This window comes from Sphingopyxis sp. H053 (assembly GCF_001468225.1).
Lineage (GTDB): Bacteria > Pseudomonadota > Alphaproteobacteria > Sphingomonadales > Sphingomonadaceae > Sphingopyxis.
Genome location: NZ_LNRU01000001.1, coordinates 1 through 14,251, shown reverse-complemented (window position 1 = coordinate 14,251; position 14,251 = coordinate 1). Strand labels below are relative to the sequence as shown.

The window sequence follows — 14,251 nt, the reverse complement described above, 5'->3', positions numbered from 1 at the left end:
GAGAACAAAAGGGGAACATGGAACGAAAAGTCCAACGAAACCGTCGCTGGTTAACAAAAGGTTTCGCACACAGAAGCCGAAAGGACAAGATCATGGTTCAGGTCGCTGCCGCTCTCCTCTTCGCCCTCGCCGCCGGTCTCGGCGTCACGGTGATCCTGGCCATGCTCAAGAATAACGAGAATGCGATTCTCTCGGCGCTGCTCGGCGAAGGCGCCTTCCCGGCCGAAACCGCACCGCATTCGGGCCCGCTTGAGCAGAAGATGACGCTGCGCCGCTCGCCGGCGCGCCGCGATGCCCCGCGCTCGATCCGTGCCGCGGCGCGCATGCAGCCGGCGCTCAGCCGCGCCGCTTGACCTTTGCGTAGCTGGCAAGCCCGAAGGGCAGCATCAGCAGATAGAGCGCGCATACCGCGAGCAATGTCTGCCAGGGCGCGGTGACGAGCGCGGCGCCGAGCAGGCCCACCCCCGCCAGCGCGAACAGGCGCCACGACCGGCGAAGGCGGATCGACGACCAGCTGTAGGTGGGGATCGCCGAGATCATCAGCATCGCGATGGCGAGCGCCCACGGCATCACGACATACCATTCGCGGAACAGGTCGTTCCCGGTGACCAGCCACAGATAGACGGGAACGAACGACAGCCCCGCGCCCGCGGGCGCGGGAATGCCGGTCATGAAGCCCGCCGATTTGTGCGGCTGGAAATCGGCATCCATACGCGAATTGAAGCGCGCGAGGCGCAGCGCGCAGCACACCGCGAGCGCAAGCGCCGCGGTCCAGCCGAATTTGGGGGCGTCGGCCAGCGACCAGAGGAACAGGATCATTGCCGGCGCGACGCCAAACGCGATCACGTCGGACAGCGAATCGAGCTCGGCGCCGAACTTGCTCTGCGCGCGCAGCAGCCGCGCGATGCGCCCGTCCATGCCGTCGAGCACCCCGGCGACGATGATCATCGTCACCGCCGCGGCCCATTCGCCGCCGATCGCGAAGCGGACGCCCGTCAGCCCCGAACAGAGCGCGAGGATGGTGATCGCATTGGGTGCAAAGGCGCGCAGGCTGACCCCGGCGATGCGGCGACCCGCGGCATCGGGAATGACCTGCTCGTCCTCGGTCATTTTATTGACCGATCCCGTCGATCGTCTCGGCGGTGCCGATCCGCGCGACGACCGTCTCGCCGGCGAGGGTGCGCTGGCCGAGCAGAACCTGCGGTGTTGTTCCCGCGGGCAGATAGACGTCGACGCGGCTGCCGAAACGAATGAGGCCGACACGCTGGCCGGTGGTGAGTTCATTGCCCATGGTGACGAAGGGCATGATGCGCCGCGCGACGAGGCCGGCGATCTGCGTAAAGCCGATGCGCACGCCATCGGCGCGCTCGACGACGAAATGCTGGCGCTCATTCTCCTCGCTCGCCTTATCGAGGTCCGCATTCACGAATTTACCGGGAATATAGACGAGCTTGCGCAGCGTACCCGCAACGGGAGTGCGGTTGATATGGACGTCGAAGACGCTCATGAAAATCGACACGCGCAGCATCGGCGTGGCGCCCAGCCCGTCGGGGCCGGAGATTTCGGGCGGCGGCGGCACTTCGGCGATCTGGGTGATCAGCCCGTCGGCGGGCGCGATGATGACATCGCTCCCCACCGGGGTCACGCGCACCGGGTCGCGAAAGAAGGCACCGACCCACAAGGTCACGCCCAGCATCAGCCAGCCGATGATTTCCCAGCCGAGCAGCCAGAAACAGAGGGTCACGATACCGGCGATCAAAAGGAATTTGCGGCCTTCGGGATGGATCGACGGCCAGTGCCATTTGATACCGCCGCCGGGGCGGTTCGAGGATATGATATTGGACATGGCCGTTCTTCTAGGGGGCAGCTTCTATACTGACAATGGATAAGGCGCAGGGCCAGTTCCACCGGCAGTTGATCAATCGTCCCGCTTTGCCTAAGGCGCTCGCAACTCCGACTCCCCAAGGAAAAAGGCTGAACGCATGGGCAAGATCAAGGTAGCCAACCCGGTCGTCGAACTCGACGGCGACGAAATGACCCGGATCATCTGGCAGTGGATCCGCGAGCGGCTGATCCTCCCCTATCTCGACATCGACCTTCATTATTACGACCTCGGCATCGAGAAGCGCGACGAGACCGACGACAAGATCACCGTCGAGGCCGCGAACGCGATCAAGAAATATGGCGTCGGCGTGAAGTGCGCGACGATCACCCCCGACGAAGCGCGCGTCGAGGAGTTCGGCCTGAAAAAGATGTGGAAGTCGCCGAACGGCACGATCCGCAACATCCTGGGCGGCGTCGTCTTCCGCGAACCGATCGTGATGAAGAATGTCCCCCGCCTCGTTCCCGGCTGGACCGACCCGATCGTCGTCGGCCGCCACGCGTTCGGCGACCAGTATAAGGCGACCGACTTCCGCGTCCCCGGCCCCGGCAAGCTGCGCCTCGTGTTCGAAGGCGAAGACGGCACGCTGATCGACGAGGAAGTGTTCCAGTTCCCCTCGTCGGGCGTCGCGATGGGCATGTACAATCTCGACGATTCGATCCGCGACTTCGCACGCGCCAGCCTGAACTATGGCCTCGCGCGCCAGTGGCCCGTGTATCTGTCGACCAAGAACACGATCCTCAAAGCCTATGACGGCCGCTTCAAGGACCTGTTCGAGGAAGTGTTCAACGCCGAATTCAAGGCGCAGTTCGACGAGATCGGCATCGTGTACGAACATCGCCTGATCGACGACATGGTCGCCTCGGCGCTCAAGTGGAGCGGCAAGTTCGTCTGGGCCTGCAAGAATTACGACGGCGACGTCCAGTCGGATACCGTCGCGCAGGGCTTTGGTTCGCTCGGCCTGATGACCAGCGTGCTGATGACACCCGACGGCCAGACGGTCGAATCCGAAGCCGCGCACGGCACCGTCACGCGCCACTACCGCATGCACCAGCAGGGCAAGGCGACGTCGACCAACCCGATCGCGTCGATCTTTGCGTGGACCGGCGGGCTCAAGCACCGCGGCAAGCTCGACGGCAACGCCGAGCTGATCAAATTTGCCGACGACCTTGAAAAGGTCTGCGTCGCGACCGTGGAAAGCGGCAAGATGACCAAGGATCTCGCGCTGCTGATCGGTCCCGACCAGAACTGGCTGACCACCGAAGGTTTCTTCGAGGCGATCGTCGAGAACCTCGAAGCCAAGATGGGCGCATAACAACCAAAAAGGTTGGGATAGTCCTCTAGCCAATCGGGGCCGGCCTGCATAAGGTCGGCCCTTATGGTATCGGAAACAGAAACCTCCGCCATCGGCAACGCGCTGGTGGTCCTCGGCGCCGCGGGCATCGTGATCCCGGCGTTCGCGCGCTTCCGCCTGCCGCCCGTGATCGGGTTCATTCTCGTCGGGCTGCTCGTCGGGCCGTCGGGACTCGGCGCGCTCGCGGCCGATTACCCGTGGCTGAAACATGTCACGATCGGATCGACCGAGGATATCGCGCTTTTCGGCGAACTCGGGATCATTCTGCTGCTCTTCTCGATCGGGCTCGAGCTGTCGTTCCGCCGCCTGTGGCAACTCCGCAAGCTCGTGTTCGGGATCGGCGCCGCCGAGCTGCTGCTCGCCGGTGCGATCCTCGGCACCGCCCTGCTCTTCGCCGGAAATCTTTCGACCGCCGCCGCCTACGGCCTCGGCATCGCGCTGGCGTTGTCATCGACGGCACTGGTGCTGCCGATAGCGGGCACCAAATCCGCGGTCGGCCGCGCATCCTTTTCGATGCTGTTGTTCGAGGATCTCGCGCTCGTCCCGATCATCTTCATCCTTGCCGCGCTATCGCCCGCGGCATCGGGCGACAGCGCAGAACTATTGCTGACGACGTTGTGGCAAGGCGCGGTGGTCGTCGCCGCGCTCGCGATCGGCGGCTGGTTCCTGCTGCCAAAGATCTTCGCACAAGCCGCGCGCGCCAAGGATCCCGAGCTGTTCCTTGCCGCGAGCCTGCTCGTCGTCATCGTCGCCGCGCTCGCGACCGCCGCGGTCGGGCTGTCACCGATCGTCGGGGCGCTGCTCGCGGGCCTGATGATTGCCGAAACCGAATATCATAACGAGGTCGAAGCGATCACTGCGCCGTTCAAGGGACTTGCGCTCGGGGTGTTCCTGATCAGCGTCGGCATGGGGCTCAACCTCAAGACAATCGCCGAACAATGGCCAGCGCTTGCCGTCGCGGTCGTCGGTGTCGTGCTCGTCAAAGCGTTCGTCACCGCCGCGCTTCTGCGCTTTTCGGGCGCAGCGCGGCGCGGCACCGCCGCCGAGGTCGGCTTACTGATGGCAAGCCCGTCGGAAACCACCCTGATCGTGCTGACGACCGCCCTGCAGGCGCAGCTCATCAGCCGAAGCACTGCCGAATTCTGGCAGCTCGTCACCGCGATCGGGCTGACGATCACGCCGTTGCTCGCGCGTGTCGGCCACGATATCGCGCGGCGGATCGAGATGCGCACGGGCGACGCGCAAGCCGACGAAACGCCCGAAGGCCGCACCGTCGTCGTCGGCTTCGGCCGCGTCGGGCACACCGTCGCCGAACTGCTGCGCGAGCATGATCGTCCCTATGTGGCGATCGACGCCGACATCGATACGGTCGCCGCGGCGCGGCGCGATGGCTTCAGCGTCCGCTTCGCCGACGTCGCGCGGCCGGGCAGCCTCGACAAGCTGGGCATCGAAAACGCACAGGCGATCGTGCTGACGATGGACGATCCGGTGCAGCAACTGCGCATGACGCGCCAGCTTCGCCAGAAATATCCCGATCTGCCGATCATCAGCCGCGCGCGCGATGCCGACCATGCCGCCGCGCTGTATCAGGCCGGGGCGAGCGACGCGGTGCCCGAGACGCTCGAAAGCTCGCTGCAACTCGCCGAAGCGGTGCTTATCGACCTCGGCGTCGCGATGGGGCCGGTGATCGCGTCGATCCACGACGTGCGTGCCAAAATGCGGCACGACATCATGGCCAAGGGCCAGCTGGAACGCGAGCCGCGCATCCGCAAGACCCGCCGCCCCATCGAGAGCAGCAAGAAGGCTTAACGCCCGCCCGCTGCGGGCGCGGGTGCCGGCGCCGCACCCAGGGCCGATGCATCGGCCAGCGTCATCCCCTTGGGCAGGATCGCCAGCGACCATTGGCGCGCGGGTGTCAGATATTGCCGCGCCAGCCGCTGGATATCGGCGGCGGTGACCGCCGAAATATCGTCCTGGATCGAGAGCGCGGCCGCGGTGACACGCGGGTCGCGCGTCGCGCCTTCGAGCAGGAACATCCAATAGACATTACCCGTCGACGCGCGCGCGACCTGTTCGCGGATCGGCCCGGCGTTGCGCGCCAGCTCGTCGGCGGTGATCGGTTTTGCGACGAGATCGGCGGCGATGTCGCGGGCGATGCCATAGAAGCGATCGAGATCCTTCGGCGCGAGCAGGCTGCCGACGAGCAGATAGCCGCCGGTGTCGAAGCCTGTCGGCCAGTGGCTGTCGACCACCGGACCATAGCTTGCCCCCTGTTCGGCGCGCAGGCGGTCGAACAGGCGGTCGTTGAAGATCGCCGCCAGCACTTCGAGCCCGCGCGCATCGCGCGGGCTGGCAAGGCCGCCGCCGGTCGGCCACGCGGTCATCGCCGCCGCCTGCCCCTGCTCGCCGCGATGATAGGCGATCTCCGGAACCGTGACATGTTTCGCGAAATCGACGCGCTGGCCGGCGGGCGGCGCGAGGGTCTGGCGCGGCGGCAGCGCGCCGAGCGTCTCGGCGAGGATCTTCTTGTAGTCGACGGTTTCGAGGTCGCCGAAAATCTGCACCTCGATCGGTCCGCTGGCGAGGCGCGGTTCCCAGAAGGCGCGGAAGGCGGCGGGGGTCAGCGCTTCGATCTGCGCCTTGTCGGGCGCGGCCCAGCGCGCGTCATTGTTCGTCAACCAGCCGCGCAAATTGCGGTCGAGCACCGCGTTGGGGGTCGCGTCGTTGAGGTCATATCCGGTGAGGAAACCGATGCGCAGCCGTTCGACCGGCGCGGCATCCCAGCGCGGCTGCGCGAGCTTGCCGGCGATCAGCCGCATCTGGTCGGCGAGGTCGGCCGGCCGGCTTTCGGCCGACAGTTCGAACGCATCGTCGTCGATCACGAAATTCATCTGGATCTGCCGGCCGTTGGTCAGCTGGTCGATCTCGTTCTGCCCCCACGGGCCGATCCCGCTGGCGACCAGCGCGTAATCGCCGGTCCAGAGCAGGTTCGGCGCGTCGGCGGCAACGCTGCGGTTGCCGGTGCCAAAGCGCACATTGACGCGCACCTTGCCCGGCTCGACCTTGTTGTTCGACACCAGCGCGGTCACGCCATTGGCGAATTCGAGCCGCTCGGCGCGCAGCCCGAGAAGGCTGCTGGCCGCGGTGATCGTTCCCGGCTGGCCGATGGCCGGAAGCTGCTTGAAATCGGCCTTCACCGTCGCCAGCCGGTCGTCGCGCGCGGTCACCGGTGCCTTGAGCGCGGCAAGCACCGCGGCATCGCCGCCCGCCGCCGTCGGCGTCGTCAGCACGACGCGCGTGACCGGCGCGGCAAAGATCGCCTTGCTGATCTCGAGCATCACCTTCGGCGTCGCCGAGGCGCGGATCGCCTTGAACATGTCGACCTGGCCCTGCGGGCTGGTCACCGTTTCGTTGATGTCGACCGCGCGCACCATGTCGTCGGCGAGCCGCGCGCCGGGCTCGTTGCGCGCATTTTCCAGTTCCTTGACCAGGAACGCCTGAATCTCGTTCGCCTCGCGGTCGATGTCGGCCTGCGACGGCGGGTTTTTCACCGCGTCGGCGATCACGCCGCGCACGTCGGCGAGTGCGGCTTTCCAGTCGCTCAGGGGAACGATCGACGCCATCGTCACGTCGACGCTGCGGCTGACATATTGCTGCTCGACCGTCGCGACAAGATAGCTGCCGCCGCTGCGCGCGCGGTTTTCCAGCCGCCGGTTGACGAGCGCCTGCGCGATGAATTCGAGATAGAGCCGCCGCGTATTTTCCACCGTGTCGATGCGCTTCTTCCACGGGCGCACCATCGCGAGCGTCAGTGCGAGCGGCTGGTTCGCCTCGACGATTTCGCGCGCTGCGGGTTTGGCCGGGTCGGGTTTGCCGAAATCGGGATTGGCGGGATTGGGTCCGTCGGCTTTCCAGTCGCCATAATATTTCGCGACCAGCCCGGCGAGCACCGCTGGGTCGGCATCGCCGACGATGACCACGACCGCGCGGTCGGGGCGATACCAGCGATTGTGGAAGGCGGCGACCGTGGTCGCGCTCGCTTTGCCCAGCGACGCGGTGGTGCCGATCGGCGAGCGGTCGCCGAGCAATTGCCCTGCGAACAGATGCGCGTTGGTCGCGTCGGCAATCCGCTTTTGCGGACCGTCGGCTTCGCGAAGCTCGGACATCACGACGCCGCGCTCGGCGGCGACCGCGAGTTCGGAAATGCGCGGTTCGCGGACCATGCCCGACAGCAATTTCATGCTTTCGTCGAGATTGGCGGGCGTGACGCTCGGCAGGTCGAGTTGATACACCGTCTGCGTCGGGGTCGTCTGCGCGTTCGAATCGCTGCCGAAGGTGACGCCGAACCGCTGCCAGATGCGCTTGGCTTCGCCGTCGGGGATATGCTCCGATCCGCGGAAGGTCAGATGCTCGAGCAAATGGGCGTAACCGCGCTCCTGTTCGGTTTCGAACATCGAGCCGACGTCCATGCGGACGCGGATCGACACCTGCCCCGGGGGCACGCCATTGTTGCGGACCGCATAGCGCACACCATTGGGAAGCACGCCGAACTGCCACGCCGTATCGCGCGGAATGTCGCTGCCGACATAAAGCCAGTCGCCGCTTTCCGCCTGGGCACCGGCGGTTTTCGTCGCCGTCCCTTGCGCGCCAACGGACGGCCCCGCCAGCAGTAGCGCGGCGGCAGCGCCGGCAAGGAGGATGGATCGGGTCAAACGAAGCGGCGCGCGCCGGGAGAAATAGGACATTGGCCCATCTTATCGCCTTCGAACCTTGCTGGCCACTGAACTGTCATGCGGCTTGTCCTGCGAACGCCACGGGCTTAGCCAGATGCGATGGATATCCCTTCACCAGCCGCCCCCCTCGCCGCACTCGTCCAGATGACCAGCGGCATCGACCCCGCCGTCAATCTGGCGACGATCGACCGCGCGATGAGCGAAGCCGCCGCGCACGGCGCCGCGATGGTCTTCCTGCCCGAAATGTCGCTGCTCCTCGACCGCGACCGCGCGCGATCGGGCACGCACATGGCGCGCGAAACCGACAGTCCCTGGCCCGCGGCGCTGCAGACGATGGCGCAAAAGCACGAAATATGGCTGCATTCAGGATCGATGCCGCTGCTGGCCGACGACGGCGAACGGCGCGTCAACCGCAGCCATGTCATCGCCGCCGATGGCAGCATCCGTGCGCGTTACGACAAGATCCACATGTTCGACGTCACCCTGCCCTCAGGCGAAAACTGGCAGGAATCGGCCGCTTATGAGGGCGGCGAGGCCGTCGTGGTCACAGAAACCCCGCTCGGGCTTTTGGGGCTCAGCGTCTGTTACGATTTGCGCTTCCCCGAATTGTACCGCGCGCTGGTCGATCGCGGCGCGACATTGATCGCCATCCCCGCCGCCTTCACCGTATCGACGGGCGAGGCGCATTGGCATGTCCTGATGCGCGCGCGGGCGATCGAAACGGGCTGTCATGTCGTGGCGGCGGCGCAGGGCGGCACGCATGAAGACGGCCGGCAGACTTTTGGCCACAGCCTTGCCGTCGATCCCTGGGGTATCGTTCTGGCCGATGCTGCGACGCCGGGCGATGCGCACGCCGAGACTTATGCGCTGACGCTGGCCCCCATCGACGCGGCCGCGGCCGGGCGCGCGCGCCAGGCGATCCCGCTCGCGCGATCGCGGACGAACCGCACCATCGCACTCTGACCCTGCATCGCCGCGCCTTGGCGACGCGTGGGTGTATCACCACCCGGAACAAACAAAGGGCCCCGAGCGAAGCTCGGAGCCCTTTGCGAAAGTCTGGCTAGCCAGATCAGCCGTTATTACGGGCTGGTCGGCTTGTCGTCGTCGTTGTCCGACGCGATGATGATGCCGCCAACGACAGCAACGAGAGCGAGGACAGCGATGATCCAGCTCGTGCTGCCTTCGAGTTCGCTCTGGCCGTCAACGGCCGAAGCTGCGCGGGCTGCGGGAGCAGCCGACGCGGCAACCGGCGCCGCAATCATCGAGGTCGCTGCGAGAGAGATCGCAGCTTTCTTAAGCAGGTTCATCATTTTCTCCGTCCACTGGATTACTTTTGTCGAATCACACCGGCGAAGTTTCCCCCGGTCTGCTTCTGCAGGGCCTTATTAGGCACGGCGTTCAGCAATTGCAACGACGTTTTGCCCTACCCCGGTAAATCTTAGTAAATCATAAATAGGGGAAAAGTTGTTGCATCGAACGCTACTTATCCGCGCCGTACACGCTCGAAGGATTCGCTCGTGACAGGATAGCCAAGATGCCCGGGGATGCAGAGATGGGCCTGCCCCCCACGCTCCTCGATCCATGGCGTGATGAGCTCGACCGGAAACTGGCCGGAATGCTCTGAAAAGCTGGCGAAATCTGCAACTTGTGCCAGGCGTTCGAGATTGCGTCGGGTGGGAAAGATCACCGACACGTCGCCGCGGTCGGCCATCGCCAGCGTGGCCTTCGCGCTCGCCCAGAAAATATGGCTGTGCTCGGCCTCCTCGACCGTGAGTTCATGGCTGTGCGGCGGCGCGGCGACGGCATAGAATCGCGTGTCGAACGTTCGCGCCTCTTTGAAATTGGGGCACCACCGCGCGAAGGGGACGAAGGATTCCAATGCGATTCGGTCGCCGCGCGCTGCCAATATGTCCGAAAGCAGCGTTCCGGCGAGCAACGCCTGCCGCACCTCGGCGACGTCGCTTTCGGCCAGCGCCGGCCAACCGACCGCGAGGCCCGTTTCCTCCAGCGTCTCGCGCAGCGCCGCGACCCGCGCCGAGCCGTCGGCTTCGTCGATGCCCGGCCCGTAAAGGCGCGCCACCCGATAATCGTCGGGATCGACGCGGCCGCCGGGAAACACGACCGCCCCGGCCGCGAAGGCCATGGTGACCGACCGCTTGACCATCAATATCTCGTCAGCGCCGCCGTCGTCCGCCGGCCGCATGATGACCAGCGTCGCGGCGGGAATGGCGCCGTCGGGCAACAGTTCGGCGGGCGGGGTCGTCGGCGTATCGGTCATGGCGCAAGCGATAACCGTGCCGCACCCCCTTGTCATCCCGGCATTGCGGCGGCGCGCGGACGGGTGCAAGATGACGCACGGCCAAGGGATCCGGGACGGGGAGCACGGCATTGGGAATCGTCGAGATTTTGGGCGTCGCGGGCAGCCTCAGCCTCCTTGCCGGCTGGCGGCTCTACCTCACCATATTGGCAACCGGCACCGCGATGCATTTCGGCTGGCTGCCGCTGCCCGAACATCTCGCCGCCTTGCAGGTGCTCGCCAATCCATGGGTGCTGGGCGTTGCCGCGGTCGGCACCATCGCCGAGTTCCTCGCCGACAAGATCGCCTGGGTCGATTCGATCTGGGATACGGTCCACAGCATCATCCGCCCGCTCGGCGGCGCGCTGCTGGCGCTGGCGCTGGTCGATTCGTCGGATCCGGCGTGGCAGGTCATCGCCTTCCTGCTGGGCGGCGGCGGCGCCTTGCTGAGCCATGGCGCCAAGGCGACGACGCGCGCGGTCGTCAACGTCAGCCCCGAACCGTTGAGCAACGCCGTTGTGTCGACCGGCGAAGATGTCGCCACGGGCGGCCTGCTGGCGCTGGCCATCGCCTATCCGCCGCTGGCCATCGTCATCGCGATTCTACTCGCGGTTGCCGCGGTCATCGTCATCATCGCGCTGCGCCGGCTGCTGCGCAATATCAAGGCGACGTTGAAGCGCGCTTTGGGCGACGAAACGCCGGCGGCAGGCGAATTGCCGCCCGCTCAGGTTCCGACCCCGGACCGTTAGAAAAACGGGCTGAAACGATGGCCCGTTAGCAATTGCATAACCATCGCCGCGTAGGTTATTCTACGGAAACAGCACAATTTTTCTCGGCAATTCGACGAGGAAAAAGGGACCAGGCTGCGCCCATAAAAGAAGGGAAAACCATGCCTGCCTCGACCGCCCCCGATGTTTCTGCTTTCGCCATCCGTCGGTCGCTGCGCACGCGCTTGCTAAAGCAGCCGCGCACCTTTTCCTGGACAAGTCGTCTTCTGTCCCGAACAGCCCTTGTTTCCGGAACTATTCTTTTCTCATCCAGCCCTGTCCAGGCTGCCTGCACGACTGTTGGCAGCGTAACCACTTGCGATACGGCCGCCCCCAATCCCTGGACGACCCGAGTTGGCGAGGGCAATACTCCAGCGGGAGACAATCGCACCGTCGAAGTCTCGGGCGGCAGCGAAATCTCTACCGGCAACGACAACGCGATCAGCCTGCGCGACAATGCCAATATCACGATTCAAAGCGGTGCGACCGTCCGCAATGCTGCCACCACCTCCAACGGCCAGTTCGGCACGGGCGGCAACACGATTGAAATCCGCAACAACGGAACGATAACGATCGCACCGACGGGACAGCTTCTTGCCACCGGAACCCAGGGACAGGCCGAAGCGGTGAACTTTCAGGGCGCCGGCAATACGATCATCAACAACGGCACCATCGACGCCGATAGAGCCGTCGCCATCTGGTCGCAGAACACCAGCGGCTTAAACACCGTCATCAACAACGCAACCGGCGTCATCGAAGCCGGCAACGGCACAACAAGCACGGTGATCGGCGGCTCCGGCAATGGCGCTCTCGATTTCACCAACAGAGGCATCATAAGGGGAAGCATCAGCCTCGCCGGCGGCAATGACATCCTGCGGCTCTTCACCGGCTCGACGGTAACCGGCAGTTTCAGTGGCGGTGCGGGCAACGACCAGATTTTCCTAAGCGGCGTCGGACAATCGACCTTGCCCGGCAATTTCGTAGGCTTTGAATCGCTCGTCAAGAACGAGACCGGCACCTGGACGCTGACCGGCACGATCACCGGAGTCACAGTCTCCGACGTTCAGGAGGGCACGCTGGTGCTCACAGGCGACAACGCGAACTATACCGGTCAGGTCCTGGTCCGGGCTGCCGGTACGCTGGAGGCTCGCGCGCAAAGCCTGCCGCCGACGGTCACGAACGACGGGCTCGTGCGGTTCGCGCAGCCCGATGGTGGAACCTATGCGGGGGCGATTACCGGCAGCGGCGCGATCGAAAAGACCGGCGCCGGCACACTGACGCTTAGCGGCGCGACCAATATAGCGGGAAACACGAGGCTGAATGAGGGATCGCTGCTCCTGGCCAGCGGCGGGACCCTCGCCACGTCCGGCGTAACCATGGCGGCCGCGACGACGCTGCAAATCGACGGAACTCTGACGGGTGCAGGCGGCGGACCGGCGAGCATTACCGGGGCGGCCGGCACCCAGACGCTGATCATAAACGCGGCCTACACGGGCAATGCGAGCATGGGCGACGGCGATGATGTGCTAGACATTGCCGGCACCGTGAACGGTAACCTCGACCAGGGTGGCGGAAACGACAGCGCGATCATACGCGCCGGTGGCATCGTCCAGGGCGGCCAGCTCGTGCAGGGACTCGGCAACGACACACTCAGTGTCTTCGGAACCATATCGGGCCTGGTCGATCAGGGCGCCGGCGACGATTGCCTGACGGTGGAGACTGCTGGTCAGGTATCTGGCGTCTCGCAGGGGGCGGGTAATGATTGTGTTGTCGTCAACGGCGGCGCCATCAACGGCCCGGTCAATCAGGGCAGTGGCGACGACCGGTTCCAGATCAGCGCCGGGACCGTCACCGGCCAGATCCAGCAGGGTGATGGCATCGACAATTTCGTGATGGCCGGTGGCACCATCAACGGATCGGTGGACCAGGGCAATGGCGACGACCGGTTCGAGATCAGTGCCGGGACGATCACCGGACAGGTCCAGCAGGGCGAAGGCATCGACGATTTCGTGATGACGGGCGGCGAGATCAATACGCTCAATCAGGGCGGTTCGATGGACACCTTCCTGATGACCGGCGGCCGCATTGTCGACGCCTTCGACGACGGCGATACCGCGCGGATGACCGGCGGCCGCATCGGCCGCGTCAACATGAAGCTTGCCGACAATCTTTTCGACATGTCGGGCGGCACGATCGACCGCAATCTCGTCGCCGGGTTCGGCAACGATACGATCATCCTGTCGGGCGGCACGATTGGCGGTAATATCAGTGTGTCGGGCGGCACCGACAGCGTCACCATCACTGGCGGGTCGGTCGGCGGCGACGTGTTGATGAGCGTCGGCACCGACCGCGTCGTCTGGGACGGCGGCGGCGTGGTGCACGGCACGATCGATATGGGCGGCGACAATGACAGCGCGCTGCTCGCCAATCTGACCAATGCCAACCTCGGCGCCTCGCCGCGGATCACCGGCGGCGCCGGCGCCGACGCGCTGGTTTTCGACAATGTGACGACGGGCGGTATCGCGCGGTTCGACAGTTGGGAAACGATTAACGCGACGAACGATAGCGAGTTGACCTTCGACGGTTTCCTGACCCTCGGCGACGCCGGGACCGGCACCGGCAGTTTCACACTCGACGCGTCGAGCACCATTTTCGGCGGCGGCGCCAATGGCGGAATCACCGCCTTTACCGCGGGCCAGCGCGCGACGCTGACCAATGCTGGGCGGATCGACCTGACCAACGGCGGCAACACGCCGGGCGACAGCTTCACCGTGCGCGGCGACTATATCGGCGACAACGGGCTGCTGTTCATCGACACCGTGCTCGGCGACGATGCGTCGCTGTCCGACAAGCTGGTAATCGACGCGGGTGCCGCGTCGGGTACAACGGGAATCACCGTGCTCAACGCGGGCGGCACCGGCGCCGTCACGGCGCTGAACGGGATCCTCGTCGTCGAGGCGATCAATGGCGGCACGACCGCGGGCGGTGCCTTTGCGCTCAACCATCGTGTCGCGGCCGGCGCCTATGAATATTTCCTGTTCCGGGGCGGCACGTCCGCCGGCACAGGGGATAATTGGTATCTACGCTCGACGCTGCCGCCCCCGCCGCCGCCCGCGCCGACACCCGAAACCCCGCCGCCGCCCCAACCAGCGCCCGCGCCGCCGATCCTGACGCCACCACCGGCGCCGGCGCTGGTTGGGGCGGCGGCGGGGTTTCGGG

11 protein-coding genes are annotated in these 14,251 nt (G+C 65.5%); 6 read left to right on the top strand and 5 right to left on the bottom strand.

The features are described from left to right. The first annotated feature begins 92 nt into the window (after positions 1-92). The gene (locus ATE70_RS00055; RefSeq protein ID WP_058535944.1) at positions 93-353 is read left to right on the top strand and encodes a hypothetical protein; all 261 of its coding nucleotides are present in this window, start codon (positions 93-95) and stop codon (positions 351-353) included. On the opposite strand, the gene ATE70_RS00050 is transcribed toward ATE70_RS00055, so the two are convergent. Continuing rightward, positions 337-1,110 carry a CDP-alcohol phosphatidyltransferase family protein gene (locus tag ATE70_RS00050; protein WP_058535943.1) on the bottom strand — a complete coding sequence of 258 codons (774 nt, stop codon included), beginning with the start codon at positions 1,108-1,110 and terminating at the stop codon, positions 337-339. The two genes, ATE70_RS00055 and ATE70_RS00050, sit on opposite strands and share 17 nt — an antisense overlap. A gap of 1 nt (position 1,111) precedes the next feature. Further along, positions 1,112-1,846 carry a phosphatidylserine decarboxylase gene (locus tag ATE70_RS00045; RefSeq protein ID WP_058535942.1) on the bottom strand — a complete coding sequence of 245 codons (735 nt, stop codon included), beginning with the start codon at positions 1,844-1,846 and terminating at the stop codon, positions 1,112-1,114. 136 nt (positions 1,847-1,982) lie between these two features. On the opposite strand from ATE70_RS00045, the gene ATE70_RS00040 reads away from it, so the two are divergent. Then, on the top strand, positions 1,983-3,197 hold the full coding sequence (locus ATE70_RS00040; RefSeq protein WP_058535941.1) for an NADP-dependent isocitrate dehydrogenase: 1,215 nt from the start codon (positions 1,983-1,985) through the stop codon (positions 3,195-3,197). A 63-nt stretch (positions 3,198-3,260) separates the two neighbouring features. Then, entirely contained in the window at positions 3,261-5,045 is a 1,785-nt protein-coding gene (locus tag ATE70_RS00035) for a cation:proton antiporter domain-containing protein (RefSeq protein ID WP_058535940.1), read from the top strand. Here ATE70_RS00035 and ATE70_RS00030 read toward each other — a convergent pair. Next, positions 5,042-7,981 carry a M16 family metallopeptidase gene (locus ATE70_RS00030; protein ID WP_058535939.1) on the bottom strand — a complete coding sequence of 980 codons (2,940 nt, stop codon included), beginning with the start codon at positions 7,979-7,981 and terminating at the stop codon, positions 5,042-5,044. The genes ATE70_RS00035 and ATE70_RS00030 overlap by 4 nt on opposite strands. 87 nt (positions 7,982-8,068) lie before the next feature. Between ATE70_RS00030 and ATE70_RS00025 the strand changes: the two genes are divergently transcribed. After that, positions 8,069-8,932 (top strand): carbon-nitrogen hydrolase family protein, encoded by an 864-nt coding sequence (locus ATE70_RS00025; protein WP_058535938.1) that lies wholly within the window; start codon positions 8,069-8,071, stop codon positions 8,930-8,932. Between the two features lie 116 nt (positions 8,933-9,048). On the opposite strand, the gene ATE70_RS00020 is transcribed toward ATE70_RS00025, so the two are convergent. Together ATE70_RS00020 and ATE70_RS00015 are read right to left on the bottom strand one after the other, a co-directional pair. Further along, positions 9,049-9,279: a hypothetical protein gene (locus ATE70_RS00020; RefSeq protein WP_231732538.1), complete on the bottom strand. Its 231-nt coding sequence runs from the start codon at positions 9,277-9,279 to the stop codon at positions 9,049-9,051. A gap of 173 nt (positions 9,280-9,452) precedes the next feature. Further along, on the bottom strand, positions 9,453-10,247 hold the full coding sequence (locus ATE70_RS00015) for an NUDIX hydrolase (protein ID WP_058535937.1): 795 nt from the start codon (positions 10,245-10,247) through the stop codon (positions 9,453-9,455). Between the two features lie 110 nt (positions 10,248-10,357). Here ATE70_RS00015 and ATE70_RS00010 point away from each other — a divergent pair, with 110 nt between their 5' ends. Together ATE70_RS00010 and ATE70_RS00005 are read left to right on the top strand one after the other, a co-directional pair. Beyond that, positions 10,358-11,014, top strand: coding sequence for a DUF4126 domain-containing protein (locus ATE70_RS00010; protein ID WP_058535936.1), 657 nt, complete (start codon positions 10,358-10,360; stop codon positions 11,012-11,014). A gap of 140 nt (positions 11,015-11,154) precedes the next feature. Next, on the top strand, positions 11,155-14,251 hold a 3,097-nt coding region (locus ATE70_RS00005; protein ID WP_197411342.1), incomplete at its 3' end, for an autotransporter-associated beta strand repeat-containing protein.